Origin of the sequence: Streptomyces kronopolitis, from assembly GCF_014646275.1 — a bacterium.
GTDB classification, from domain to species: domain Bacteria; phylum Actinomycetota; class Actinomycetes; order Streptomycetales; family Streptomycetaceae; genus Streptomyces; species Streptomyces kronopolitis.
Map to the genome: position 1 here is coordinate 14,062 of NZ_BMND01000027.1, position 26,152 is coordinate 40,213.

Below are 26,152 nucleotides of genomic sequence, written 5' to 3' on the forward strand. Positions count from 1 at the left end.
TGTCCGCACGCAAAACGTACGGCGAAGCTGTCGATCGGCCGATGGTTCGCCTGGTGGGAGTGGCCGCCGCTGAGGTAGCGCCGCTGCCGCGAGGTGCGGAAGGGCGGTGTGGCCGGGGCTGCGCCGGCCCGTCCGGTGGTGCCGCGGCCGATAAAGCTCCTTTCCCGGCCTGGGCTGTGCGGGCAGGGCGCCGGTTCGAGCCACGACTGCGCACCGGGCATGCGGCGCGCACGTCACTCGGACGTTCTTTTGTGGTCGCCGGCACGAAAGGGGGACGAAGTGGTCGCTCAGCAGACACTGTCCGACGGCGGCAGGCTCGGGCAGATGGAGCACCGGCCCTACCGGCGGCGGCTGCCGCAGACCCTGCCGCTGACCCTGGACGGCATGTTCAGCAGCATCGCCCGCAGGTTCCCGATGGCCAGGGCCGTCCAGGAGGGGCAGCACCACCTGTCCTACGGGGAGGCCGAGGCGCGGGCCGGGCAGCTGGCGTCGGAGCTGGTGCGCGGCGGGGTGCAGCTGGGCGACCCGGTGGTCGTCCACTGCGACGACCACCGGCAGGCGGTCGTGGGCCAGCTCGCGGTGCTGAAGGCCGGCGGGGTGTGCGTTCCCGTTCCCGCGGCCTCCCGTGGTGCGCGGCTCGACCGGATCACCGCGGTCAGCGGGGCCCGGGCGGTGCTGTGCAGCACCTCGACGCGGCCGGTGTGGAGCTACCGCTGCATGTCGTGGGTGCTGGACGATCCGGCCACCTGGACGAAGATCGCCGCCCAGCCGCCGGACCCCGCGCTGCCGCGCTCCGGGCACACCGAGGCCGCCTATCTGCTGGTCTCCGACCGGGACTGCCAGGGGGTCGGCGGCTATCTGACCGACCACCGCGCCTGGCAGCTGGCGCTGTCCGCCAGGATCCGGCGGGCCGGCAGCGCGCACGACGGGGTGATCGTGCACCATCCGCCCGTCCGCCCGACGACGCTGCCCGCGATGTGGTGGGCGTTCGCCTGCGGGGGCACGCTGCATGCGCCGGCCCGCTTCGGCGGTTTCACCTGCTCGCCGGCGCCCAGGCGCAGGGCCGCCGCGGTCTTCGGCCCAGAGGAGTACGCGCGGCTGCTGCAGCCGCTCTCGCTGGCCTCCCATCCGGTGTCCCCGCGGCTGACGGTGCTGATCGGCGGCGCCTGTCCGCGCACCGTGATCGACCGGCATTTCGAGGTGCTGCCGCGGGCGCCGCTGTGGGTGGAGTTCGCCGCGGCGGACGGCACCCTGCCGTGGACGGTCCGGGAGTTCAGCCCCGACAACCCCTGGCCGGAGCATCCGGGGGCCAGTCGCCCGGTGCCCGGCGTCCATGTGCAGGTGGTGGACCCGGCCGGCAGCCCCGTGCCGAACGGGCAGACCGGTGAAGTCCACGCCACGGGGCCCGCGTTGCCCTACGGCAGCATCCGCAGCTCCGACGGGGCCTGCCTGGCGGAGGACACCGCGCCGGTGCTGGCGTCGGGCCGGCTCGGCCGCTGGAGACGGGACGGCACGCTGGAGTTCCGCGGCCCGGCCTCGGTGCCGCCACCCGCCGCAGCGCCGCGGAACCCGTAGCCGCGTCCGGGGACATGCGGGCAAGCGCCGATGTGGAGAGGTGGATTCGCTGCCGATGACCTACCGCGAGAAGAGCCCCGCCGAGCATGCGCCGCACGATGCCCGGGGGCGGGTGGCCGAACTCCACGCCCTGCACGAGCAGGCCCGGAGCGGGCCCGGCGAGCGTGCGACGCGGGTGCAGCACGACAAGGGCAAGCTGACCGCCCGGGAGCGGATCGCGCTGTTGCTGGACGAGGGTTCCTTCACCGAGGTCGAGCCGCTGCGCCGGCACCGTGCCAGCGGGTTCGGTCTGGAGGCCCGCCGGCCGTACACCGACGGGGTCGTCACCGGGTGGGGGCGGGTGCACGGGCGGACGGTGTTCGTCTACGCGCACGACTTCCGGATCTTCGGCGGCGCGCTGGGTGAGTCCCATGCCGCCAAGATCCACAAGATCATGGACATGGCGCTGGCGGCCGGTGCCCCGCTGGTCTCGCTCAACGACGGCGCCGGCGCCCGTATCCAGGAGGGTGTCGTGGCGCTGGCCGGCTACGGCGGCATCTTCCACCGCAACACCCGCGCCTCGGGCGTCATCCCGCAGATCTCGGTGATGCTGGGCCCGTGCGCGGGAGGCGCCGCCTACTCCCCCGCGCTCACCGACTTCGTCTTCATGGTCCGGGACACCTCGCAGATGTTCATCACCGGTCCCGATGTGGTCCGGGCGGTGACCGGCGAGAAGATCACCCAGAACGGGCTCGGCGGCGCCGATGTGCACTCCGAGATCTCCGGTGTCGCCCACTTCGCGTACGACGACGAGCCCAGCTGCCTGGACGACGTGCGCTATCTGCTGTCGCTGCTGCCCGGCAACAACCGGGAGCGACCGCCCGCCGAGCCCACCACCGACCCGGCCGACCGCCGCTGCGACCGCCTGCTGGACATCGTGCCGACGGACGGCAGGAAGCCGTACGACGTGTGCGAGGTCATCGAGGAGATCGCCGACGACGGCGAGTTCCTGGAGGTCCAGGAGCGCTGGGCGACGAATGTGGTGTGTGCGCTGGCCCGGCTCGGCGGGGAGGTCGTCGGCGTCGTCGCGAACCAGCCGCGGTCGCTCGCCGGTGTGCTGGACGTGCATGCCTCGGAAAAGGCGGCCCGCTTCGTCCAGCACTGCGACGCGTTCAACATTCCGCTGCTGACGCTGCTGGATGTGCCCGGTTTCCTGCCCGGCGTCGGCCAGGAGCACGGCGGCATCATCCGGCACGGCGCCAAGCTGCTGTACGCGTACTGCAACGCCACCGTTCCCCGTATCCAGCTCATTCTGCGGAAGGCCTACGGCGGCGCGTACATCGTCATGGACTCCCGCTCGGTGGGGGCGGATCTGTCCTTCGCCTGGCCGACGAACGAGATCGCGGTGATGGGTGCCGAGGGGGCCGCCAATGTCATCTTCCGCAAGGAGATCGCGGAGGCCGACGATCCCGAGGCGATGCGCTCGCGGATGGTCAAGGAGTACAAGTCCGAGCTGATGCACCCGTATTACGCCGCCGAGCGCGGGCTGGTCGACGATGTCATCGACCCGGCCGAGACGCGGGCGGTGCTGATCCGCTCCTTCGCGATGCTGCAGACCAAGCAGGCCGAGCTGCCGCCGCGCAAGCACGGGAATCCTCCGCAGTAGGGCCGGTGGGGCTTTCGCGCGCGGGACGGCGGGACCGGGGTCGTACGGCACCTCGTGGTGGCCCTGCGGCGCCTCGTCACGGCTGTGCGGTCCCCCGCCGGGAGGTCCTCGTCCGGGCTGCCGGCACCCGCCCGCCGAACCCGCCCGGAGGGCGCTCGCACGGTGCCCTCGCGCGCGCCGTCCCTGACTGGCAATTCCCTAGAGTTCCCCCACCGGACTGGCTCCCTGTGACCGGTCCGTGCTGGGCTGTGGCTGTCATCGGGCTCGGGCCACACCGAAAGGGGAGTCGCCATGGGATCCACCACGGCCCCGGGGCGCCGCCCGCGCACCGTGTAGTGCGGACCTGCCCTCGACCGCACGCTCGACCGGCCGCCGCCCGCCCCGTGGTGCACGGCAGCGAGCTGTCCCGCTTCCCGAACCGGACCACTGTCTTCGGTCTGCGACGGCCGCCCGTCGTACCCGGTGCGGCCGCACGCCGCACACGGGCTCCGAACGCGGCGCCCCAGTGGCCACCAACAGCAACGGAGGAGTCATGGTTTACGAGCCGAAAGAGCCGGTGATCCCGTACAAGCGCACCTGCCCTTTCGATCCGGCAGCCGAGTACGCGCAGCTGCGCGAGGAGGACCCGATCAGCCCGGTGGCCTTCGAGCTGTCGCCGCGCGAGAAGGACGGCTGGCTGATCACCCGGCATGACCACATCCGCCAGATCATGACCGACGCCCGCTTCAGCCACCGCAGCGAGCTGCTGGCGCTGGTGCACTCGCCGCCGTTCCCCGTCGAGGAGTACGCCCCCGAGCCGTCCGCGCCGGGCAACTTCGTGCGGATGGACGCCCCGGAGCACACCCGCTACCGGCGGCTGCTGACCGGGTTCTTCACCGTGCGCAAGATCCAGCAGTACGAGCCCACGCTGGAGCGGATCATCGACGGCGTGCTCGACGAGATGGCCGAGATGGAGCCTCCGGTGGACCTGGTGAAGGTCTTCGCGGAGAAGATCCCCGCCAGGTCGACCTGCTCCATCATGGGGGTCTCCGAGAGCGATCTGATTGCCCTGGCGGAGCACTTCTCGGTCATCATGCGGATCGACTACACGCTTGAGGAGTTCATCCACCACAACACCGAGCTGAACGCGACGCTCGAGCGGATGATGGCCGAGCGTTTCGCGGGCGAGCCGGGGGACGACCTGCTCGGCCAGCTCATCGCGACCGGCGAGCTGACCGAACAGGAGATGTTCAACATCGCCTGGATCGCGATCGGCGGGGCGCTCGACACCACTCCCAACATGTTCGCGCTGGGCACCTTCGCGCTGCTGGAGCACCCCGAGCAGCTGGCGAAGGTGCGCGAGCGGCCGGAGCTGATGGAGAACACCGTCGAGGAGTTGCTGCGCTATCTGACGATCTCTCACTTCGGAGCGAGCCGGGTGGCGCTGGAGGACGTCGAGGTCGGCGGCCGGACCATCAAGGCCGGGCAGACGGTGGTGCTCTCGCTGCCGTCGGCCAACCGTGATCCGCGGTACTTCGAGAACGCCGACGAGTTCGACATCGACCGCCCCTCGCGCCGGCATCTGGCGTTCGGCTTCGGGATCCACCAGTGCCTCGGCCAGCACCTCGCGCGGGCGTCGCTGCGCATCGGCTTCCAGAAGCTGTTCGACCGCTTCCCGGACCTGCGGCTCGCGGTGCCCGCGGAGCAGGTGCCGCTGCGGGAGACCGCGATGCACTACGGCGTGTTCGAACTGCCGGTGACCTGGGGCTGACCCCCCGCTGCCCGGCCGCCGCGGCAGGCCCGGCACTCCGTGGCCGATGGGCCGCCCCCTGCTCACCGGGGTGGGCAGACGTCCCGCCTCCGCCCCCGAGGACCTCTCTTGGATGACTCCGTGCCAGCTCAGCGCACCACTCCCCCACAGCAGCTGTCCGCGCCCGCCGGGCCGGCCCCCGACTCCGGCGGCGCGGGGCCGGTGCGCTTCGGCGCACTGGGTACCTCGTCCTTCGGAGGGCGGCGGGTGCTCCCGGCGATGGCCGACTGCCCGCAGACCTCGCTTGTCGCGGTGGCCGGCCGCAGTCCGGAGCGGGCCCGGCGGTTCGCCGACCGGTTCGGCTGCGACGCGGCCACCATGGAAGGGCTCCTGGAGCGCGCGGACATCGACGCCGTCTACATCTCCCTGCCGCCATCGCTGCACGGCGAGTGGGCGGCCCGGGCGCTGCACGCGGGCAAGCACGTCCTGGTCGAGAAGCCGATCGCCACGACCGCGGCCGAGGCCCGCACCGTCGTGGAGCTGGCGGCGGACCGTGACCTGGTGCTGCGGGAGAACTTCATGTTCCTGCACCATCCGCAGCACGAGGCGGTCGCGGCGATGATCGCCCAGGGGCGGCTCGGGGAGCTGCGCGCGTTCCGCGGCGCGTTCTGCTTCCCGCCGCTGCCCGAGCAGGACATCCGGTACGTGCCCGAACTCGGCGGCGGTGCGCTGCTGGACGCGGGGGTGTATCCGCTGCGGGCCGCCGCGATGCTGCTGGGTCCCGGGCTGCGGGTGGCGGGCGCCACGGCGCGGGTGCGGCGGTCCGACGGGCTGGACCTGTCGGGCCAGGCGCTGCTGGTGTCGCCGTCCGGGGTGCTGGCGAGCGTCGAGTTCGGCTTCGAGCACACCTACGGGTCGTCCTACTCCCTGTGGGGCGCGGGGGCGCGGGTCACCGTGGACCGGGCGTTCACCCCGCCGGCCGGCTACCGCCCTGAGGTGGTGCTGGAGGAACAGGACCACGTCGAGAAGTTCACGCTCCCGGCGGCCGATCAGCTGGACCGGTCCCTGACGGGGTTCGCGCAGGCCGTGGCCGCCGGCGGCGCCGCGGCCTCCCCCGGGGAGACCCGGTGGCGGCAGGACGCGGTCGCCATGATGGAACTGGTCGACGCGGTCCGCACCCAGGCCGTCCGGGTCACCGTCGACGGATAGCGGCACGCAAGGGTGGGAGGCGGTCCCGTACCGGCAGGGCCAGGGCCGACGGTACGGGACCGCGCCCCAGCTCCCGAAGCGTCGGCCCTGGAAGCGTTGACCCTCGAAGCCGTTGATCCTCGATGCGTTGGCCCTCGACGCGTTCAGACGAGTGCGACGGTGAACAGCGCGAAGGCGCACACGATGATGCCCACGCGCACGTAGTGGAGCCGGTCCCACCGCCCCACCTGCTGCTTCCAGTCCGCGGGCACGCCCTCCTGCGACCAGGTCGCCACCCGCTTGTTGATCGGTACCAGCAGCAGGACCGACATCACCACGCTCAGGACGAGCAGCGCCGTTCCCGCGGCGACGAGCGGGGCACCGGCGCCGCCCCGGCTCACCGCGGCCCAGACCGACCCGAGCACGACGGAACCGATGTACCAGAACGGCATGATCCGGCCGAGGACGCGCGCGCCGTCACTGCGGGCCTGGACTCCCCCGTCGTTCGGCAGCCGGTCGAGGATCGGGTTGACGAACACCGCCACCGCGAACTCCACGCCCACCATCAGCCCGACCACGACGACCGCGATGACTCCCAGTGCGTTGTGCATGTGCCCTCCCAAGGACCGGACCTAGCGTCGCTAGGTATTGAGTCAATGCTAGGCATGCCATCGCTCGATTGTCTAGCGGTGCTAGGATTGCCGCATGTCGGTACGTGAACGCAAGGAACGCGAGCGGGCCAACCGCCACCAGCTGATCGTCTGCACCGCCCGCGAACTCGCCGAGAGCGACGGCTGGGACGCGGTCACCACCCGCCGGCTGGCCGAACGGATCGAGTACAGCCAGCCCGTGCTGTACAGCCACTTCCGGGGGAAGAGGGAGATCCTGGGAGCGGTCGCGCTGGAAGGGTTCGCCGAGCTGACGGGCGCGCTGCGCGCCGCGGCGAAGGGGCCCGCCGGCCGTGGGACGGTGGCCGCGCTGGCGCGCACCTACATCGGCTTCGCCACGGACAATCCCGCGCTGTACGACGCGATGTTCAGCCTCGACAACGGCCTCCCCTTCGCCGAGGAGAGCACGCCGGCGCCGCTGCAGGAGGCGTTCGGGGTGCTGCGGGACCATCTCGCCGACTATGCGCACCCCGATGAACCCGGGCTGTTCGTCGAGGCGTTCTGGGCGGCGCTGCACGGCCTGGTCACCCTCACCCGCGCCGGCCGGCTGCCCGCCGAGCGACTGCCCGACCGCCTCACCCTCCTGGTGGACCGCTTCGTTTCCCGCTAGGCGGGCGGCCCTTGCCCCCGTATCGATCCTGACGGGGGCATGGCTCCGCGACTACGGCGTCTGGCCGGCGCCCGGGAAGTCCAGCGCGCCGGGCGCCACGGGCGGGACGAGGCCCTCGGTGGCGGCGCGGTCGAGCAGTTCCCGTACGGCCGCGTAGCCGTCCGTGCCGAGGGCTTCGGTGTAGTCGTTCACATACAGCCCGATGTGCTGCTCGATCACGTCCGGGGCCATCTCCTGGGCGTGTTCCAGGACGTAGGGGCGGGACGCGGTGGGGTCCTGCCAGGCGAGGCGGACGGAGTCGGCGGCGGCGCGGGCCACCGCTCGCAGCTGCTCCTCCCCCAGGTCCCGACGGGCGACGATCGCCCCGAGCGGGATCGGGCGGCCGCTGTCGGCCTCCCACTCCTCGCCCATGTCGGCGAGGCGGTGCAGCCCGTAGCGCTGGTAGGTGAAGCGGGCCTCGTGGATGACCAGGCCCGCGTCGACCACGCCGTCCCGGACCGCGGGCATGATCTCGTGGAAGGGCATCACCACGATGTCGCCCACGCCGCCCGGCACGGCCCGCGCCGCCCACAGGCGGAACAGCAGATACGCGGTCGAGCGCACGCCGGGCACCGCGACGCGGCGGCCGGCCAGCCGCTCCGGTCCGGCCGGGCCGTCCTCGGGCCGGGTGAGCACCAGCGGCCCGCACCCGTGGCCCAGCGCGCCGCCGCAGGGCAGCAGCGCGTACTCGTCGAGCACGTACGGCAGGGCCGCGTAGGAGATCTTCAGCAGGTCCCCGGCGCCGCGTTCGGCGAGGCCGTTGGTGACGTCGATGTCCGCGAGGGTCACCGTGAGTCCGGGCGCCCCCGGAAGCAGGCCGTGCGACCAGGCATGGAAGGTGAAGGTGTCATTCGGGCACGGTGAGTGGGCGAGCGTCAGCCGCTGGGCCATGGGTCCCCTCCGCCGGGGTTCGTTCGGGCTGCCGGCCCGGAGCTCCGGCGCCGTCCCTCCCAGGAAAGCCGCTGTGGGTATGGGGAATTCCCCAGAGTGGCCTCGGCGAGTATGAGAGGGGCCGCCGGTGTTGCCGCACCGGACCGCCACCCGGTGCCGGTCCGGCCGCACGGCGCGGGCGGCAGCCCGGCTCCCGCACGATCCGCGCGCGACTGCGGCCTTCCCGGCAGGAAAGGAACGGCGATGCTGCCGACCACCGCACCACTGGACACCTCCGCCATGGGGCGCTGGCTGTCCATGGATCTCGACGCGTGGACCCGGCATGTCGTACGCCGCCACTTCGCTCCGGAGACCGGGAGCCCCTACTGGCTCAAGCGCCGTGACACGCTGCCCTTTGACCCGTTCGACATCACGCGCTACGCGGAGCTGTCGGCGTTCGGCCACTTCACCCTGGCCGAGCTGCGGGACCTCGACCCGGTCGACCTGGTCCCGCAGGCCGTGCCGCGCCCGCTGTCGGGCCGGGTCTTCGACTCGGGCGGCACCACCGGCCGGCCGTGCCATGTCTTCTACACCGGGCCGATGCTCGACCACCATTCCCTCTGGCGCCGGTTCGGCCTGGTCACGGCCGGTTTCCAGCCGGGCCGCAGCTGGGTGTACGCCACTCCCGGCGGGCCGCACGTCGTGGGCGAGGGCGCCGCGCAGATCGCCCATCTGTACGCGTCGGTGGTCTACGGCGTCGACCTCGACCCGCGCTGGATCAAGCAGCTCATCCGGGGCTGCCGGCTGGCCGAGGTCAACCACTATGTCGACCATGTCGTCGACCAGATCACGGACCTCATGAGCAGCCGCCGGATCGACTACCTGGAGACGACGCCCGCGTTGTTCCAGGCGCTGGTGCGACGGCATCCGGAACTGGTCGGGCGGCTCGACGGCGTCGGACTCGGCGGCACACAGATCGTGCCGGCGATGTACCGGGAGTTCGCCGGGGCGCTGGGCGGCGGCCGGATCGGGACGGCCTACGGCAACACCTTCGGGTGCGCCATGGGCCTGCCCGCGGAGCAGAACGGCGACGTCCTTCCGTACGTCCCGCACTACCCGCAGGTCACCATGGCCGTCGTCGACAGGAACGACCCGGCGCGGACGGTGGGCTACGGGGAGGTGGGCCAGGTCAGACTCACCGTGCTGCACGAGGATCTCTTCCTGCCCCACATCCTCGAACGCGACCAGGCCGTGCGGTACCGCACCTCGGCCGACTGGCCCTGCGACGGGGTGGCGAACGTCCAGCCGCTGCAGGTCTCCCGAGCCGCACCCGAAGGGATCTACTGACGGCGATGCCCGCATCGACCACGCGCACTCTTTGCCAAGTCAAGCACTCAGGAAGGTAGTTGGGGATGGACGCAGGACTCAAGCGTGAGCTGGAGGAGAAGGTCTATGCGGGAGAGCGGCTGTCCCGCGAGGACGGGATCGCGCTCTACGGGTGTGACGACCTGGCCTGGCTGGGCGGACTGGCCCACGAGGTGCGCACGCGCAAGAACGGCGATGTCGTCCACTTCAATGTGAACCGCCATCTGAACATGACGAATGTGTGCACCGCCTCGTGCGCCTACTGCTCCTTCCAGCGCAAGCCGGGTGAACAGGACGCGTACACGATGCGGATCGAGGAGGCCGTCCGCCTCGCCAAGGCGATGGAGCGTGAGAACCTGACCGAGCTGCACATCGTCAACGGTCTGCACCCCACGCTGCCGTGGCGCTACTACCCGCGGTCGCTCAAGGCTCTCAAGGAAGCCCTCCCGCAGGTCTCCCTCAAAGCCTTCACCGCCACCGAGATCCACCACTTCGAGACCATCTCGGGGCTGAGCGCCTCGGAGATCCTCGACGAGCTGATCGAGGCCGGCCTGGAGTCGCTGACCGGCGGCGGCGCGGAGATCTTCGACTGGGAGGTGCGACAGCACATCGTCGACCACCGCACCCACTGGGAGGACTGGTCGCGCATCCACCGCCTCGCCCACGAGAAGGGCCTGAAGACCCCGTCGACGATGCTCTACGGGCACATCGAGGAACCCCGCCACCGCGTCGACCACGTGCTGCGGCTGCGTGAGCTCCAGGACGAGACCGGCGGCTTCCAGGTCTTCATCCCGCTGCGCTACCAGCACGACTTCGTCGACATGCAGGACGGCAAGGTCCGCAACAAGCTCCAGGCCAGGACCACCATGGCGTCGGGCGCGGAGGCCCTGAAGACCTTCGCGGTCTCCCGCCTGCTGTTCGACAACGTCCCGCACGTCAAGGTCTTCTGGGTCATGCACGGGGTCTCGACCGCGCAACTGGCCCTGAACCACGGCGCGGACGACATGGACGGCTCGGTCGTCGAGTACAAGATCACGCACGACGCGGACAACTACGGCACACCGGACAAGCTGACCCGTGAGGACATCCTCGACCTGATCCGGGACGCGGGCTTCCGCCCCGTCGAGCGCAACACCCGGTATGAGACGATCCGCGAGTACCCCGGACCGGACCCCGAGCGCCGTGAGGCGCCGCAGCCCATGCGGGTCTGAGGCCAGCCGGCCCGAGCGCCCGAAACCACAGACCAAGACCACGATCGGCAGGCAGGCGGTATGTCCACCAACGTGAACGTGAACGACGACGAACTCGAGGTCTGGATCGACCAGGACCTGTGCACCGGAGACGGCATCTGCGTGGAGTACGCGCCGGAGGTCTTCGAGCTGGACATCGACGGCCTCGCCTATGTGAAGGGTGAGGACGACGAGCTGCGCCAGGCGCCCCGGGCGACCGTGCCGCTGCCGCTGGATCTGATCCGGGATGTCGCGGACTCGGCCAAGGAGTGCCCCGGCGAGTGCATCCACGTGCGGCGCGTCAAGGACGCGGTGGAGGTCTACGGGCCGGAGGCCGAGTCGGCCTGACCCGGGTCTACGGGCCGCGGCAGACGCAGCGCACGGGCCGGTTCCCGAGGATCTCTCCTCGGGAACCGGCCCGTCGGCGTGCGCCGGTCCGCAGTCCCGGCGGGCGGGTCCGCCGGGACGGCCCCGCGGTCACTCCCCCGCGCCGTGCGCCCGGCCCGGCACAGCACAACACAGCACAGCGCAGCACAACGGTGACCGGATCAGCACTCTGATCCGGTCACCGTGCGGGAAGGGCCGCGGCCCGCGTCAGGGGGTCGTCAGCTCGCCCCGATCACCTTCAGCTCGGGGTGGCTGCGCGCCTGGTCCGGGCCGTCGAGGGCGGTGGAGGACAGATGGGAGACGACATGGTCGTCGACCGGGTCGTTGGCCGGGTCGTCGTGCACGAGGAGGTGCTCGTAGGTCGTGGCGCGCTGGGCCGGCACCCGGTCGGCCGACCGGATCAGCTGGAGCAGTTCCATGCGGTTGGAGCGGTGCTTGGCACCGGCCGAGGAGACCACGTTCTCCTCCAGCATCACCGAGCCGAGGTCGTCCGCGCCGTAGTGCAGCGAGAGCTGGCCGGCCTCCTTGCCGGTGGTCAGCCACGAGCCCTGGATGTGCGGCACGTTGTCCAGGAAGATCCGGGCGATGGCGAGCATCCGCAGGTACTCGAAGACCGTCGCCTGCGTCTGGCCCTTCAGCTTGTTGTTCTCGGGCTGGTAGGTGTACGGGATGAAGGCGCGGAAGCCGCCCGTACGGTCCTGGACATCGCGGATCATCCGGATGTGCTCGATGCGCTCGGCGTTGGTCTCGCCGGTGCCCATCAGCATCGTCGAGGTCGACTCCACACCGAGTCCGTGCGCGACCTCCATGATCTCCAGCCAGCGCTCGCCGGACTCCTTCAGCGGCGCGATGGCCTTGCGGGCCCTGGCCGGCAGCAGCTCGGCGCCGGCACCCGCGAAGGAGTCGAGCCCCGCGGCGTGGATGCGCGAGATCGCCTCCTCGACGGACACCTGGGAGATCCGGGCCATGTGCTCGACCTCGGAGGCCCCCAGCGAGTGGATGACCAGCTCGGGGAACGCCTTCTTGATCGCCGAGAAGTGCTCTTCGTAGTACTCGACGCCGTAGTCCGGGTGGTGGCCGCCCTGGAACATGATCTGGGTGCCGCCGAGTTCGACGGTCTCCGCGCAGCGGCGCAGGATGTCGTCGAGATCGCGGGTCCAGCCCTTGTCAGTGTCCTTCGGCGCGGCGTAGAACGCGCAGAACTTGCACGCCGTGACGCACACGTTGGTGTAGTTGATGTTGCGCTCGATGATGTACGTGGCAATGTGCTCGGTGCCCGCGTAGCGACGGCGGCGGATGGTGTCGGCCGCCGAGCCCAGCGCGTGCAGCGGGGCGTGGCGGTAGAGGTCCAGCGCCTCTTCGGGGGTCACCCTGCCGCCCTCGGCGGCACGGTCCAGTACGGACTGGAGGCCACGGTCGGTGGCTTCGGACGGTCGGGGCATGTCGACGGCCTTTCCGGGGGTGTTTTCGGGCTCGTTGCCGGTCATGTCACGTGCTGATCGCTTCGGTGCCCAGGAGCTGGACGTGGACGTCCGGCGGGAAGCCGGCCTGTCCGCCGCCGACCCGGCGGGCGAATTCCGCGATTCCGGCGAGCTGGCGCTCACCGAGGCTGAAGTCGAGGGCGGTGGTGTAGTAGTGCTCCAGCGTCCGGGCGTCGAAGGCCTCCCACCGGGCGGCCTGTTCGCAGACCTCCTTGACCTCGGCGAGGGACAGATCGCGGGACGCCAGCAGGTCGGAGTGGACGCGGCGCACGGTCTCGGGCTCCCTGGCGAGGAAGTCCTTGCGGGCGGCGAAGACGGCGAAGACGAAGGGCAGTCCGGTCCAGTCGCGCCACATCTGCCCCAGGTCGTGCACCTGGAGGCCGAGCCGGGGCGCGTCGTGCAGGGAGGCGCGCAGCGCGGCGTCGCCGATGACCACGGCCGCCCGTGCCCGCTGCATCATCGCCGTGAGGTCGGGCGGGCAGACGAAGTACTCGGGCCGGACCCCGACCGATTCGGCGAGCAGCAGCTCGGCGAGGCGGACCGAGGTCCGGCTGGTGGAGCCGAGGGCGACGGGTTCGCCGTCCAGCTCCGCCAGCGGGACCTGGCTGACGATCAGGCAGGACTCCACGGGGCCGTCGCTGCCCACGGCGATGCCCGGCAGCGCCACCAGCTCATCGGCGTGCTTGAGGAACTCCAGGAGGCTGATCGGGCCCATGTCCAGGGCGCCGGCGACGAGGGCGTCGTTCAGTCCGTCCGGGCTGTCCTTGCGCAGGTCCATGTCGAGCAGGCTGCCGCTCCTGGCCAGCCCCCAGAACAGCGGCAGGCAGTTGAGGAAGTCGATGTGACCGACCCTGGGCCGTCGCCCGGTGCGCGGTGCGGGCGTGGCCGACGCGGTGAGTAGGGGTTCAGGCATGGCTGTCAGGGCTCCAGGGGGGCTCGGTCGGGGCAGCGGGGCGGCACCTACGCATGGTGGGGAAGGGCGGTGGAGGTGAAGTGGTCGCTGAGCACGTCCATCACCTCGCGCGGTCGGTCGGCGAGGTAGAAGTGCCCGCCGGGGAAGACCTGGAGGTCGCAGGCACCGGCGGTGTGCGCGTCCCAGGACCGGGCCTCGGCGAGGGACGTCTTGGGGTCGTCGTCGCCGACGAGCACGGTGACGGGGCAGCGCACGACGGCCCCGGGCTCGCTGCGGTAGGTCTCGACGGCCTTGTAGTCGCTGCGCAGCGCGGGCAGCACCATCCGCAGCATCTCCTCGTCGTCGAGGACCCGGGAGTCGGTGCCGCTCAGCGCCCGCAGCTCGGCGACGATGCCGTCGTCGTCCCGCCGGTGGACCTGCTCGTCGCGGTACGCGGACGGCGCCCGGCGGCCCGAGGCGAACAGCCGCACGGGGCCGTCCCCGTCGCGCTCCAGCCGCCGTGCCACCTCGAAGGCCACCAGCGCGCCCATGCTGTGGCCGAAGAAGGTCAGCGGCCGGTCGTTCCAGGCCCCCAGCGCCTCGGCGATCCGGTCCGCGAGGAGGCCGATGTCGTCGACGGCCGGTTCGTGGCGGCGGTCCTGCCGTCCCGGGTACTGCACGGCGAGCACGTCCACGCCGGGGCTGAGCGCGGCCGAGACGGGGTGGTAGAAGCTCGCGGAACCGCCGGCGTGCGGGAAGCACACCAGGCGCCGGCCCGCGTCCGGGGCCGGGTGGAACCGCCGGCACCACAGGCCGTCGTCCGCAAGGGGGGAACTCATCGTGGTGATCCGTCCTTTCCTGTGGACCGGCCCGGCCGCGCCGCGGCCGGCACCCTCGTCCCGAGCGGATCGGGAAGCAGTTACTGCCGCCACTATCCAGTGGGCCCGGACCACCAGCACAAGGCCTACCGGCCCGTTACGGCGGAAGTCTGGGCGTTTCCCCGGTTCTCGGGGGCCAGGGAACCGGACCGGTGGCGCGGCACGGCGCCGCGGGCCTAGCCTCACGGTGCGGCGTGCGCCGCCCGAGGAACGACAGCGGTTCGGCACCCGTTGCGCCGCCGTGCCAGGTCTTGTACGTCCGCCTTCAGGAGGTTGGTTCATCATGACCGCGAGATCACCACGGTCCGCCCGGGTTCTGGCCGTCCTCGGGACCGCCGCCGCCACGCTCGTGGTGTGGGCGATCGCCGCGGTGCTGCTGGACGTGCGGCTCGATGTGCGGATGAAGCCCGGTGCCGCCCTCCAGCACATCGGACCGGCCACGGTCATTCTCGCCAGCCTCGTCGCCGGTTTCGCCGCCTGGGCGCTGCTCGCCCTGCTGGAGCGCCTGACCCCGCGGGCGCGCCGGGTGTGGACGGTCATCGCGGTCGTGGTGCTGGCCCTGTCGCTGATCGCTCCGCTGCAGAGCGGGGTGACGACCGGTGTCAAGGTGACGCTGCTGTGCATGCATCTGGTCGCGGGCGCGGTCCTGGTGCCGGCGCTGGCCCGCACGGCCGTGCGGCGATGACGCACGCCCCTCTCGCGTTCCTCTGCGGTACCGATCTCGATGCCTACGACCCGGCCGGGCTGGCCGCGTTCCACGACAGCTCTCCGGTGCTGCGCCGCCGGTATCGCAAGGTCGCCGAGTGGACGGGCGTGGACGCCGGGCGGCTGCTCGGCCAAGGCCGTTCCCGGGCCGGGCCGCACGAGCGTGCCCTGATCGGCCGGCTGGCGCTGGCGACGGCGATGCTCGGGATCCATGACGTGCTCGCGGTGCACAAGATCCGGCCCGGTGTGCTGGGCGGTCTGGGCGTCGGGACGATGGTCGCCGCCGCGCTGGCGGGCGCGCTGCCGCGCGAGGCACTGATCCGGACGCTGGCCGGCACCGGCGGCGCCGAGGGCCCGGACCGTGCGGGGGCTCTCGCGCTGGCCTTTCTGCCGTCCGGCGCGGACCCCGAGTGGTACCGCGGCGCGGTGGGCGGTGCCGTCCGGTGCGGCGGTTTCCTGGGCCGGGACACGAGTGGGACGTACCGGGTGGTGCTGCTGACCGGGGACGGCGCGGCGCTGGCGCGGCTCGCCGCCGAGGCCCCGCCCGGTGCCGTCCGGATCAGCGGGAGCAGCCGCGTCACGGTGCACAGTCCGCTCGGCGGGCCGGCGCACGCCGAGATGCGGCGGCTGGTGCGCGGGCTGCCGTTCACCGCCCCGGCCGTGCCGCTGTGCTCCGCGCTGGAGGCGCGGACCCTGCGGACGGCGGACGAGGTCGGCGAGCTGTTCGTACACAACGTGGTCCGGCCCGCCGAACTGGGCGCCCTCACCCGGGAGATGGCCGCGCACGGCACCCGGCTCGGGCTCGTCCTGGGACCGTCGCTGCCCAGGAACCTGCTCCGCTTCCCGTTCCCGGTCGTCCCGGTGGAGTCCCCGGACGACATCGCCCCGGCGATCTCGGCGATCGTCGAATGCGGAGTGGAGATGTCGCCCGCGGGGCGTGCCGTGCCGCACTGGGTGTAGGCCTCCGCCGCGGCGGGCGCCGTCCCAAGGGTCGTGAAGTGGCGCCGAGTTCCCGCTCGGCCTTTCGGGTGAGCCGGGTTCCGGAACGTTGCCTCGGCCTCACCGCGATGGGTTACTGAGACCGTCCGATTCCGGTGGGCCGCCCATGCTTCCCGGGGGAGCGGAAGGCGTGTTGCCCGTTTCGGATCCTCAGCGTGCTGACGCTGCGTCCGAGCGCTCCTTCGTGGAGGACGAGCAGGTACCGGCCCCCTCAACACGCCTGCGTCCGCGGCGTGTTGCGGCAGGCGCGCGAGCTGGTCTGGAGCCGTTATGCATGCTGTCCGTCCCGTCAGCCCTGTGTACGTCCCCCCACCGCCGGTGCCGTGCGCGGGAACTTCCCCCGCCGGTACGATCGTTGGGCGCTCCGCAGGAAGTGGGGCGGGTTCATGCTGACCCCGTACGGCCCGGGCGGGCTGCTCCTCGTCACCGACCGCGACGGGCACTGCGTCGCCGTCATCGACCCGGTGACCGGTCAGAGCGTCCGCGTTCCCGGCCGGTCGCGCTCCCTCGCCGCAGCCGTGCCGGGGGCCCGCACCGCCCGTGGCGCGACCGATTCCCTCAACCGGTTCTCCGGGGTGTTCCCGAACCAGGGGTCCTACGCGGGCGGCACCCTGGTGACGATCATCGGCACCCACTTCAGCTATGCCACCGCCGTGTACTTCGGTCCCCGCCCGGCCGCGAGCTTCGCCGTCGTCGACGACCAGACGATCGTGGCGGTGACCCCCTCGGGCAGCGGGTCGGCTCCGGTCACGGTCACCACTCCCGGGGGCACCGCCCGCGTCGGCTACTTCTTCTACCAGTACTGGCCCAGCCTGTCGGGAGTGATCCCGGCCGCGGGGCCGGTCGGCGGCGGCAATGTGGTCACGCTCCGCGGCGCCAATCTGAGCACCGCGCTGCTGGTGCACTTCGGCGACGCCGTCGCGTTCCCCCTGGTGGTCTCCGACGCGCAGCTGCTGGTGACCGCTCCCCCGGTCACGGGGCCGGGCAGCGTCCCGGTCTACGTCTCCGGTATCGGCGGGGTGAGCAACCGCCTGCTCTACACCTATGCGGCCGCCCCGTCGGTCGCGGGTGTGAGTCCGGCCGCCGGGCCGATCTCAGGCGGCAGCACCCTCGTGGTGACCGGCACCGGTCTGGCGGGCGTCACCGGCGTCACCCTCGGCGGGCTGCCCGCGACGTCCTTCCGCGCGTACTCCGACACCCTCCTCGTGGTGGTGACGCCCGCGGGGGCGCCCGGTCCTGCCGCGCTCACCGTCACCACGCCGGGTGGCAGTGTGACGGTGCCCGCCGCGTTCGACTACATGGCTCCCTCGGCGACGGAGGTCACCTCCGATCCCGACCCCTCGTTCGTCGGCCAGCCGGTCACCTTCACCGCCGCCGTGACGGCCGTCCCCCCGACCACGGGCACCCCGACCGGCACCGTCACCTTCGACTTCGGCGACGGCACCGCACCCGTGACGACGGCCGTCACGGACGGCACGGCCACGGTCAGCCACGCCTACACCGCGCCGTCGACCACGCCCTACGCCGTCACCGCCGCCTACAGCGGCGACCTCTTCTTCACCTCGTCCACGGGCACGGACACCCAGGTCGTGGCGGCGTCGCCGACCACCACCACGGTGGCCGCCAGCCCCGACCCGTCGCTGGCCGGGCAGCCGGTCACCTTTGTCGCGCGGGTCGCTCCCGCCCCTCCGGGCGCGGGTGTGCCGACCGGCACGGTGACCTTCGACTTCGGCGACGGCACGCCCCCGGTCACGCTGCCGGTGTCGGGCGGCGCGGCGTCGGTGACCCATGCCTACGCGACCGCTGCCGGGAGCCCGTACCCGGTCACCGCCACGTACGACGGCGACGACAACTTCACCGCGTCCACGGGCACCGGCTCCCAGACCGTCCAACAGGCTTCCACCGCTACGTCGGTGGGCATTTCGCCGTCCTCCTCCGTGGCCGGGCAGCCGGTCACCGTCACCGCGTCGGTCACCTCCCTCCCGCCCGGCGCGGGCACCCCGACCGGCACCGTCACCTTCGACTTCGGCGACGGCACCGCACCCGTCACGCTCCCCCTCACCGACGGCACCGCCGACGCCACCCATGCCTTCGGCACCGCCGGCAGCCCGTACACGATCACCGCCACCTACAACGGCGACGACAGCTTCAGCGCCTCCACGGGCACGGGCAGCCAGACCGTGGGGCAGGCGTCCTCGGCCCTCGCGGTGACCTCCACCCCCGCCTCCTCCACCGTCGGTCAGGAGGTCACCTTCACCGCCACGGTCAGCACGCTCCCGCCCGGCGCGGGCACCCCGACCGGCACGGTCACCTTCGACTTCGGCGACGGCACCGCACCCGTCACGGTCCCCCTCACCGACGGCACCGCCGACGCCACCCACACCTACACCGACGCCGCCGCCACCCCCTACACCGTCACCGTCGCCTACAGCGGCGACGCCGACATCAGCGCGTCCGCGAGCACCACCGTCCAGACCGTGGGGCAGGCCTCCTCCGCCACCGCCGTAACCTCCGACCCCGACCCCTCCACCGTCGGCCAGCAGGTCACGTTCACCGCCGCGGTCAGCACCCTCGCGCCCGGATCGGGCACCCCCACCGGCACCGTCACCTTCGACTTCGGCGACGGGAGCCCCACCACCACCGCGCTCCTCACCGACGGCGGCACCGCCACCACCCACACCTATACCGACACCGCCGGCAGCCCCTACACCGTCACCGCCACCTACAACGGCGACAGCAACGTCACTCCGTCCACGGGCACCGACGACCAGACCGTCCAGCCGGCCGACACCGCCCTCAGCCTGAACTCGGCGCCCGACCCGTCCACGGTCGGGCAGTCGACGACCTTCCTCGCGAAGATCACCCCGGAGGCGCCGGCGGCCGGTGCCCCGACGGGGACGGTGACCTTCGAGTTCGGCGACGGCAGCCCGCCGGTCACGGCACCGGTCGAGGGCGGCACGGCGACGGTCACCCACACCAACCCCGAGGTGGCGGACAGCCCGTACCCGGTCGCCGCCACCTACAGCGGCGACGGCAACTTCAACCCATCGGCGGGGTCGGACACCCAGGTGGTCACCCAGGCCGTGTCGAGCACGGCGCTGAGCGCCACGCCCTCCCCCTCGGTGACCGGCCAGGCGGTGGCCTTCTCCGCGGTGGTCTCGGCCGTCCCGCCCGGCGCGGGCACCCCGACCGGCACGGTCACCTTCGACTTCGGCGACGGCACCCAGCCCGTCACGGTCCCCCTGACCGACGGCGGCGGCGCCACCACCCACGCCTACGCCAGTGCGGCGGCCAGCCCCTACGCGGTCACCCTCACCTACAGCGGGGACGCCAACTTCCTCGCCTCCTCGGGCACCGACCTGCACAGCGTCGAGCCGGCCACGACCACCACCACGGTCACCGCGGCGCCCGATCCGTCCGTGACGGGCGAAGCGGTGACGGTCACCGTGGCCCCCCAGGCACCGGGGGCGGGCGTCCCCACGGGGCAGGCCGTCTTCGACTTCGGCGACGGTTCCCCGGTCCTCACCGCGCAGTTGGAGAACGGCACGGCCACCATCGTCCACGCCTACACCAGCGCGGCCGGCAGCCCGTACACCATCACGGCGCACTACAGCGGGGACGCCGACTTCGCACCGTCCGACGACACCATCTCCCACGTCGTCGCGCCGGCCGCGACCACCACCGTGGTGACGTCGTCGGCGGAGCCCGCCGCGGTGGGCCAGAGCGTGACGCTGATCGCGCGGGTGCGGCCGGTGCCCCCGGGCGCCGGCGCCCCGACCGGCACGGTCACCTTCGACTTCGGCGACGGCACCGCGACGGTCACCGCACCGGTCTCCAACGGCCTGGCCACGGCGGTGCACGCGTACTCCAGCACCGCGGGCAGCCCCTACACCGTGACCGCCGCATACAGCGGGGACCCCGACTTCGCGGCCTCCTCGGGGACGGCCGCCCAGCGCGTCGAAAGCAGCGTGTCGACCACGTCGACGACGGTGAGTTCGGCGCCCGACCCGTCCACCGTGGGCGAGTCGGTGGCCTTCAGCGCGGTGGTCGTGGCCGTCCCGCCCGCCTCGGGCACCCCGACCGGCACCGTCACCTTCGACTTCGGCGACGGCTCCGCGCCCGCCACCGCCCCGCTGGTGGCAGGCACGGCGACGACGGCCCACACCTACACCACCGCGGCGAACCCCGCCTCGGTCACCGCCGTTTACCACGGCGACACCAACTTCGCGGGTTCGGCCGGCCTCGACACCCAGACGGTCTCCCAGGCCGCCTCGTCGACGACCCTGACCTCGTCACCCGACCCCTCCGTGACGGGCGAACCGGTCACCTTCACCGCGACCGCCGCCGCGGTCGACGCGGGCGCCGGCACCCCGACGGGGTCGGTCACCATCGACTTCGGCGACGGCAGCCCGACCGTCCGGGCACCCCTCACCGGCGGGATCGCGACCGCCGTCCACGCCTACACCGGCCCGTCCGGCAGCCCGTACACCGCCACCGCCACCTACGACGGCGACGCCGCCTTCACCGGTTCGACCGACACCGACACCCAGACCGTCAACCCGGCGGCGACCACCACCGCCGTCTTCTCCTCGCCGGACCCGTCCACGGCCGGGCAGCCGGTGACCATCACCGCGTCCCTCGCGGCCGTTTCTCCGGGGACGGGTACGCCGACCGGCACGGTCACCTTCGACTTCGGGGACGGCACCCCGACCGTCACCACCCCCGCCGTGGCCGGCCTGGCGACGGTCACCCATGCCTACACCACCACGGTGAACAGCCCCTTCACCCTCACGGCCGACTACAGCGGCGACCCGAACTTCGCCGCCTCGACGGGCACCACCACCCAGACCGTGCTGCAGTCCGCGGTCACCCTCGCGGTGAGCACCGGCCCCAACCCCGCGGTGGCGGGCGAGCCGGTGACCTTCACCGCGACGGCCACCCCGGTGCCGCCGGGCGCCGGAGTGCCCACCGGCACGGTCACCGTCGACTTCGGCGACGGCACGGCTCCCGTGACGGATTCCCTGGCCGGCGGGGCGATCCATCTGACGCACACCTACGCCTCCGTCGCCGGCAGCCCGTACACGATCACCGCCACCTACAACGGCAGCGACGACTTCTCCTCCGCGGTGGTCACCGCCACCGAGACGGTCCTCCAGGACGCCACGACCACCACGGTGGCCGCCGCGCCGATCCCCTCCGTCGTGGGCCAGCCGGTCACCTTCACCGCGACGGTGAAACCGGTGGCGGGCGGCGGTTCGCCGACCGGGACGGTGACCTTCGACTTCGGCGACGGGACGGTGCCGGTCGCGATGCCCGTCGTCGCCGGGGTCGCCACCGTGCAGCACGCCTTCACCGGCACGTCCGGCAGCCCGTACGCGGTGACCGCCGCCTACAGCGGGGACACCGACTTCACCGCGTCCGGCGGCGGCGTCACCCAGACCGTCGGCCAGGCCCCGTCCACCGCGGCGGTCGCCTGCTCGCCCGATCCGTCGGTGACGGGCCAGCCGGTGACCGTGACCGCGACGGTCTCGGCGGCGGCGCCCGGGGGCGGAAACCCCACCGGCACCGTCACGTTCGACTTCGGCGACGGCAGCGCGCCCGTCACCGCAGCGGTCTCGGGCGGCGTGGCGACGGCGGCCCACACCTGGACCGGCACGTCCGGCAGCCCCTACACCCTCACCGCCGCCTACAGCGGGGACGCCGACTTCACTCCCGCGACCGGGACCGGCACCCACACCGTCGCCGCGGCCGCGACCACCACCGTCGTCGTCTTCTCGCCCGATCCGTCGGTGTCGGGCCAGCCGGTCACCGTCACGGCCGGCGTCTTCGCCAACGCGCCCGGGGACGGCGTCCCCACGGGCACCGTCACCTTCGACTTCGGCGACGGCAGCCCCGCGGTCACCGCACCCGTCACGGGCGGCACGGCGAGCACCACCCACGCCTGGCCGGGCACCTCCGGCAGCCCTTACACCGTCACGGCCACCTACGGCGGCGACGGCGACTTCGCCCCCTCCACCGGCAGCGGGAGCCAGAGCGTCACCCCGGCCACCACCGCCCTCACCGTCAACGGGCTCCCGGAGCCGTCGGTGACCGGGCAGACGGTGACGTTCTTCGCGCGGGTGGCACCGGACGGCGGCGGGGACGGCACCCCGACCGGGACGGTGACCTTCGACTTCGGCGACGGCACCGCACCGGTCGTGGCTCCCGTGACGGACGGTGAGGCGACCGCCGTGCACGCCTACCCGCCCTCGACGGGCAGCCCGTTCACCGTGACCGCCACCTACAGCGGCGACGCCGACTTCCTCGCCTCGGTGGCGGCGGTCGTCCACACCGTGCAGCCCGCGGTGTCGACGACGGTGATCAGCTTCTCGCCGGACCCCTCGGTGTCCGGCCAGCCGGTGACCGTCACCGCGACGGTCACGGCGGAGGCGCCGGGAGCCGGCACCCCCACCGGCACCGTCACCTTCGACTTCGGCGACGGCACCACCCCCGTCACCGCACCCGTCACGGACGGCACGGCGAGCACCACCCACGCCTGGTCGAGCACCTCCGGCAGCCCCTACAACCTCACCGCCGCCTACAGCGGCGACGCGGGATTCACGCCCTCCAAGGCCACCGGCACCAAGACCGTCACCGCGGCCGCGACCACCACCGCGGTGGCCTCCTCCCCCGACCCGTCGGTGCCGGGCCAGTCGGTGACGCTCACCGCGACCGTGGCCCCCGCCGCCCCCGGAGCCGGCAACCCCACCGGCACCGTCACCTTCACCTTCGGCGACGGCACCCCCGCCGTCACCGCCGCGGTCTCGGCGGGCACCGCCACCGTCACGCACGCCTGGGCCGGGACCGCCGGCAGCCCGTACCCGATCACCGCCGACTACAGCGGCGACCCCGACTTCAACCCGTCGACCGGCACCGATACCCAGACCGTCGGCCAGGGCGCCACCGGACTGAGCCTGGTCTCCTCCCCGGACCCGTCGGTAGCCGGGCAGGAGGTCACCTTCACCGCGAGGGTCACCGCCGTGCCGCCGGGCGCGGGCGCCCCCACCGGGACCGTCACCTTCGACTTCGGCGACGGCACCGCGCCGGTGACCGCGCCGGTCTCCGCCGGAGTCGCGGCCATCGCCCACACCTACGCGTCCGCGTCCGCCACCCCCTACGCCGTCACCGCGGCCTACAGCGGGGACCCCGACTTCGCGCCCGCCACCGCCACCGCGCCCCACACGGTGTCGGCCGGCGCCGCCACCACCTCGACCACCGTGAACTCCGCCCCCGACCCCACGGTGACGGGCCAGGCGGTGACCTTCACCGCGACCGTGACCCCCACCCCGCCCGGCGCCGGAGTGCCCACCGGCACGGTGGCGTTCGACTTCGGCGACGGCACGGCCACCATCACCGCTCCGGTCTCCGGCGGCGTGGCGACCGTCACGCACACCTATGTGAGTGCCGCGGGCAGCCCCTACACGGTCAGCGCGCACTACAGCGGGGACTCCAACTTCAGCTCCTCCTCGGGCACCGACCAGCAGACCGTCGCCCCGGCGTCGACCCTCACGACGGTGACCAGCGCGCCGGACCCGTCGGTGACCGGCCAGCCGGTGACCCTCACCGCGACCGTGGCGGCGCTGGCGCCGGGAGCCGGGGTGCCGACAGGTACCGTCACCTTCGACTTCGGCGACGGCACGGCGACCACGTCGGCGCCCGTGTCCGGCGGCGTGGCCAGGGTCACCCACACCTATACGAGCGCCAGCGGGCCGCTCACCGTGACCGCGCTCTACGACGGGGACGTGAGCTTCCTGTCGTCGAGCGGGACGGACACCCAGACCGTCAACAAGGCCGCCACCACCACCGCCGTGGTCTCCTCCCCCGACCCCACGGTCGTCGGCCAGCCCATGACGATCACCGCCTCGGTGGCGTCCGCCGCGCCGGGCTCGGGTACCCCGGCGGGCACGGTCACCTTCGACTTCGGCGACGGTACGGCCCCGGTCACGGCTCCCGTGGCCGGCGGTCTGGCCACCGTCGCCCACACCTACACCGACACCGCCGGCAGCCCCTACCCGCTCACCGCCACCTACAACGGCGACGCCAACTACACACCGTCGAGCGGGACGGACACCCAGACCGTCAACAAGGCCGCCACCACCACCGCCGTGGTCTCCTCCCCCGACCCCACGGTGGTCGGGCAGGCGACGACGGTGACCGCCGCGGTGGCGTCCGTCGCACCGGGGACCGGCACCCCGACCGGCACCGTCACCTTCGCCTTCGGTGACGGCTCGCCCTCCGTCACCGCGCCGCTGGCCGGCGGCCAGGCCACCGTCACGCACACCAGCACCGCCAGCGGCCCCTCCACCCTCACCGCCACCTACAACGGCGATGCCAACTACACGCCGTCCAACGGCTCGAACACCCAGACTGTCAACAAGGCGACCACCACGACGGCCCTGGTCTCCTCCCCCGATCCCACGGTCGCCGGCCAGTCCGTCACCCTCACCGCGACCGTGGCTCCCGTCGCCCCCGGCGCCGGCACCCCCACCGGCACCGTCACCTTCTCCTTCGGCGACGGCACCGGCTCCACCACCGCCACCCTCTCCGGCGGCATCGCCACCGTCACCCACACCTACACCACCACGTCGGCCACCCCCTATGCCCTCACCGCCACCTACAACGGGGACGCCAACTACACGTCGTCCAGCGGCTCGGACACCCAGACGGTCAACAAGGCGGCCACCAGCACGGCCCTGGTCTCCTCCCCCGACCCCAGTGTCGCCGGCCAGCCGGTCACCCTCACCGCGACCGTGGCCGCCGTCGCCCCCGGAGCAGGCACCCCCACCGGCACCGTCACCTTCAGCTTCGGCGACGGCACCAGCTCCACCACCGCCACCCTCACCGGCGGCATCGCCACCGTCACCCACACCTACGCCGCCGCCTCCGCGACCGCCTATCCCCTCACCGCGACCTACAACGGGGGGACCAACTTCACCACCTCCAGCGGGAGCGACACCCAGACCGTCAACAAGGCGGCGACGGCCACCGCCGTGAGCTCCACACCCGACCCGTCGGCGGCCGGCCAGTCGGTCACCGTCACCGCGGCCGTCTCCGCGCTCGCGCCGGGGGCCGGCACTCCCACCGGCACGGTCACCTTCACCTTCGGCGACGGCACCAGCTCCGCCACCGCCACCCTCGCCGGCGGCATCGCCACCGTCACCCACACCTACACCACCAAGACGGGCAGCCCGTTCCCCCTCACCGCCACGTACAACGGCGACGCCAGCTTCACCACGTCCAACGGCGCCGCCACCCACACCGTCAACCAGAACCTGACGACCACCACGGTGACGTCGTCCCCGGACCCCTCGGTGGCCGGCCAGTCGGTCACGCTCCGGGCGACCGTCTCGTCCGTGGGCGGCGTCCCGAACGGCAAGGTCACCTTCAGCTTCGGCGACGGCACCAGCTCGGTCGCGGCGTCCCTCTCCGGCGGTGTCGCCACGGTCACCCACACCTACACCACCACCACGGGGAGCCCGTTCACGGTCACGGCCACCTACGGCGGGGAGGTCAGCTACACCGCGTCGAGCGGCACGGACACCCAGACCGTCAACAAGGCCGCCACGCTCACGACCGTGGTCGCCGCGCCGAACCCCGCGACGACGGGCGACCGGGTCACGGTCACCGCGACCGTGACCCCCGTCGCCCCCGGAGCGGGAACGCCCAGCGGAACCGTCACCCTCGCCGTCCCGGGGCGCACCCCGCAGACCGTGGCCCTGGTCAACGGAAAGGCCTCGGCGACCTTCAGTCCGCTGCCCAAGGGGATCTACACCGTCACCGGCAACTACAACGGCGACGTCAGCTTCGCGGGCTCCACGGGGCTCACCCTGCTGACGGTGGCGTGAGGCGGGGG

16 protein-coding genes are annotated in these 26,152 nt (G+C 72.7%); 11 read left to right on the forward strand and 5 right to left on the reverse strand.

Annotated elements, in window-relative coordinates; all coding sequences use genetic code 11:
- The first annotated feature begins 279 nt into the window (after window positions 1–279).
- From IEY78_RS24975 to IEY78_RS24990, 4 genes are all read left to right on the forward strand, one after another.
- A complete protein-coding gene (locus IEY78_RS24975) occupies window positions 280–1,575 on the forward strand; it encodes an AMP-binding protein (RefSeq protein ID WP_189101886.1) in 1,296 nt (431 codons plus the stop codon).
- Window positions 1,576–1,630: 55 nt separating this feature from the next.
- Window positions 1,631–3,220 carry an acyl-CoA carboxylase subunit beta gene (locus IEY78_RS24980; RefSeq protein WP_189101944.1) on the forward strand — a complete coding sequence of 530 codons (1,590 nt, stop codon included), beginning with the start codon at window positions 1,631–1,633 and terminating at the stop codon, window positions 3,218–3,220.
- 532 nt (window positions 3,221–3,752) lie between these two features.
- Window positions 3,753–4,970 (forward strand): cytochrome P450, encoded by a 1,218-nt coding sequence (locus IEY78_RS24985; RefSeq protein WP_189101888.1) that lies wholly within the window; start codon window positions 3,753–3,755, stop codon window positions 4,968–4,970.
- A 108-nt stretch (window positions 4,971–5,078) separates the two neighbouring features.
- Window positions 5,079–6,158, forward strand: a complete 1,080-nt coding sequence (locus IEY78_RS24990; protein ID WP_229700157.1) for a Gfo/Idh/MocA family protein — start codon at window positions 5,079–5,081, stop codon at window positions 6,156–6,158.
- Window positions 6,159–6,301: 143 nt separating this feature from the next.
- On the opposite strand, the gene IEY78_RS24995 is transcribed toward IEY78_RS24990, so the two are convergent.
- Window positions 6,302–6,748 (reverse strand): anthrone oxygenase family protein, encoded by a 447-nt coding sequence (locus tag IEY78_RS24995; protein WP_189101890.1) that lies wholly within the window; start codon window positions 6,746–6,748, stop codon window positions 6,302–6,304.
- Between the two features lie 94 nt (window positions 6,749–6,842).
- On the opposite strand from IEY78_RS24995, the gene IEY78_RS25000 reads away from it, so the two are divergent.
- Window positions 6,843–7,415, forward strand: coding sequence for a TetR/AcrR family transcriptional regulator (locus IEY78_RS25000; RefSeq protein ID WP_189101891.1), 573 nt, complete (start codon window positions 6,843–6,845; stop codon window positions 7,413–7,415).
- Between the two features lie 51 nt (window positions 7,416–7,466).
- Here the strand turns inward: IEY78_RS25000 and IEY78_RS25005 are convergent, their stop codons facing one another.
- Window positions 7,467–8,345 (reverse strand): 1,4-dihydroxy-6-naphtoate synthase, encoded by an 879-nt coding sequence (locus IEY78_RS25005; protein ID WP_189101893.1) that lies wholly within the window; start codon window positions 8,343–8,345, stop codon window positions 7,467–7,469.
- Window positions 8,346–8,588: 243 nt separating this feature from the next.
- On the opposite strand from IEY78_RS25005, the gene IEY78_RS25010 reads away from it, so the two are divergent.
- The 3 genes from IEY78_RS25010 to IEY78_RS25020 all read left to right on the forward strand — a co-directional run bounded on the left by IEY78_RS25010 (window position 8,589) and on the right by IEY78_RS25020 (window position 11,266).
- Window positions 8,589–9,671 carry an arylcarboxylate reductase gene (locus IEY78_RS25010; RefSeq protein ID WP_189101895.1) on the forward strand — a complete coding sequence of 361 codons (1,083 nt, stop codon included), beginning with the start codon at window positions 8,589–8,591 and terminating at the stop codon, window positions 9,669–9,671.
- 65 nt (window positions 9,672–9,736) lie between these two features.
- The gene (gene mqnE, locus IEY78_RS25015; protein ID WP_189101897.1) at window positions 9,737–10,900 is read left to right on the forward strand and encodes an aminofutalosine synthase MqnE; all 1,164 of its coding nucleotides are present in this window, start codon (window positions 9,737–9,739) and stop codon (window positions 10,898–10,900) included.
- Between the two features lie 60 nt (window positions 10,901–10,960).
- Window positions 10,961–11,266, forward strand: a complete 306-nt coding sequence (locus IEY78_RS25020; RefSeq protein ID WP_189101899.1) for a ferredoxin — start codon at window positions 10,961–10,963, stop codon at window positions 11,264–11,266.
- 257 nt (window positions 11,267–11,523) lie between these two features.
- Here IEY78_RS25020 and mqnC read toward each other — a convergent pair whose 3' ends face one another.
- From mqnC to IEY78_RS25035, 3 genes are read right to left on the reverse strand one after another with little or no spacing between them, the layout of a single operon-like run.
- The gene (gene mqnC / locus IEY78_RS25025) at window positions 11,524–12,747 is read right to left on the reverse strand and encodes a cyclic dehypoxanthinyl futalosine synthase (protein ID WP_189101948.1); all 1,224 of its coding nucleotides are present in this window, start codon (window positions 12,745–12,747) and stop codon (window positions 11,524–11,526) included.
- Window positions 12,748–12,793: 46 nt separating this feature from the next.
- Entirely contained in the window at window positions 12,794–13,699 is a 906-nt protein-coding gene (locus tag IEY78_RS25030; protein ID WP_189101901.1) for a menaquinone biosynthetic enzyme MqnA/MqnD family protein, read from the reverse strand.
- Between the two features lie 47 nt (window positions 13,700–13,746).
- Window positions 13,747–14,517, reverse strand: coding sequence for a thioesterase II family protein (locus IEY78_RS25035; protein ID WP_189101903.1), 771 nt, complete (start codon window positions 14,515–14,517; stop codon window positions 13,747–13,749).
- A gap of 322 nt (window positions 14,518–14,839) precedes the next feature.
- On the opposite strand from IEY78_RS25035, the gene IEY78_RS25040 reads away from it, so the two are divergent.
- From IEY78_RS25040 to IEY78_RS25050, 3 genes are all read left to right on the forward strand, one after another.
- The gene (locus IEY78_RS25040; RefSeq protein WP_189101905.1) at window positions 14,840–15,241 is read left to right on the forward strand and encodes a DUF6069 family protein; all 402 of its coding nucleotides are present in this window, start codon (window positions 14,840–14,842) and stop codon (window positions 15,239–15,241) included.
- Window positions 15,238–16,221 carry an ACP S-malonyltransferase gene (locus IEY78_RS25045; RefSeq protein WP_189101907.1) on the forward strand — a complete coding sequence of 328 codons (984 nt, stop codon included), beginning with the start codon at window positions 15,238–15,240 and terminating at the stop codon, window positions 16,219–16,221. Before IEY78_RS25040 ends, IEY78_RS25045 begins: the two co-directional genes overlap by 4 nt.
- Before the next feature lie 425 nt (window positions 16,222–16,646).
- Window positions 16,647–26,144, forward strand: a complete 9,498-nt coding sequence (locus IEY78_RS25050; protein WP_189101909.1) for an Ig-like domain repeat protein — start codon at window positions 16,647–16,649, stop codon at window positions 26,142–26,144.
- Window positions 26,145–26,152 lie beyond the last annotated feature (8 nt).

Bases quoted from the DNA above. Each gene is read 5' to 3' on its own strand.
- IEY78_RS24980 (WP_189101944.1), top strand. From the start codon at position 1,631: ATGACCTACCGCGAGAAGAGCCCCGCCGAGCATGCGCCGCACGATGCC.
- IEY78_RS24985 (WP_189101888.1), top strand. From the start codon at position 3,753: ATGGTTTACGAGCCGAAAGAGCCGGTGATCCCGTACAAGCGCACCTGC.
- IEY78_RS24995 (WP_189101890.1), bottom strand. From the start codon at position 6,748: ATGCACAACGCACTGGGAGTCATCGCGGTCGTCGTGGTCGGGCTGATG.
- IEY78_RS25000 (WP_189101891.1), top strand. From the start codon at position 6,843: ATGTCGGTACGTGAACGCAAGGAACGCGAGCGGGCCAACCGCCACCAG.
- IEY78_RS25005 (WP_189101893.1), bottom strand. From the start codon at position 8,345: ATGGCCCAGCGGCTGACGCTCGCCCACTCACCGTGCCCGAATGACACC.
- IEY78_RS25010 (WP_189101895.1), top strand. From the start codon at position 8,589: ATGCTGCCGACCACCGCACCACTGGACACCTCCGCCATGGGGCGCTGG.
- mqnE (WP_189101897.1), top strand. From the start codon at position 9,737: ATGGACGCAGGACTCAAGCGTGAGCTGGAGGAGAAGGTCTATGCGGGA.
- IEY78_RS25020 (WP_189101899.1), top strand. From the start codon at position 10,961: ATGTCCACCAACGTGAACGTGAACGACGACGAACTCGAGGTCTGGATC.
- mqnC (WP_189101948.1), bottom strand. From the start codon at position 12,747: ATGCCCCGACCGTCCGAAGCCACCGACCGTGGCCTCCAGTCCGTACTG.
- IEY78_RS25030 (WP_189101901.1), bottom strand. From the start codon at position 13,699: ATGCCTGAACCCCTACTCACCGCGTCGGCCACGCCCGCACCGCGCACC.
- IEY78_RS25035 (WP_189101903.1), bottom strand. From the start codon at position 14,517: ATGAGTTCCCCCCTTGCGGACGACGGCCTGTGGTGCCGGCGGTTCCAC.
- IEY78_RS25040 (WP_189101905.1), top strand. From the start codon at position 14,840: ATGACCGCGAGATCACCACGGTCCGCCCGGGTTCTGGCCGTCCTCGGG.
- IEY78_RS25045 (WP_189101907.1), top strand. From the start codon at position 15,238: ATGACGCACGCCCCTCTCGCGTTCCTCTGCGGTACCGATCTCGATGCC.
- IEY78_RS25050 (WP_189101909.1), top strand. From the start codon at position 16,647: ATGCTGACCCCGTACGGCCCGGGCGGGCTGCTCCTCGTCACCGACCGC.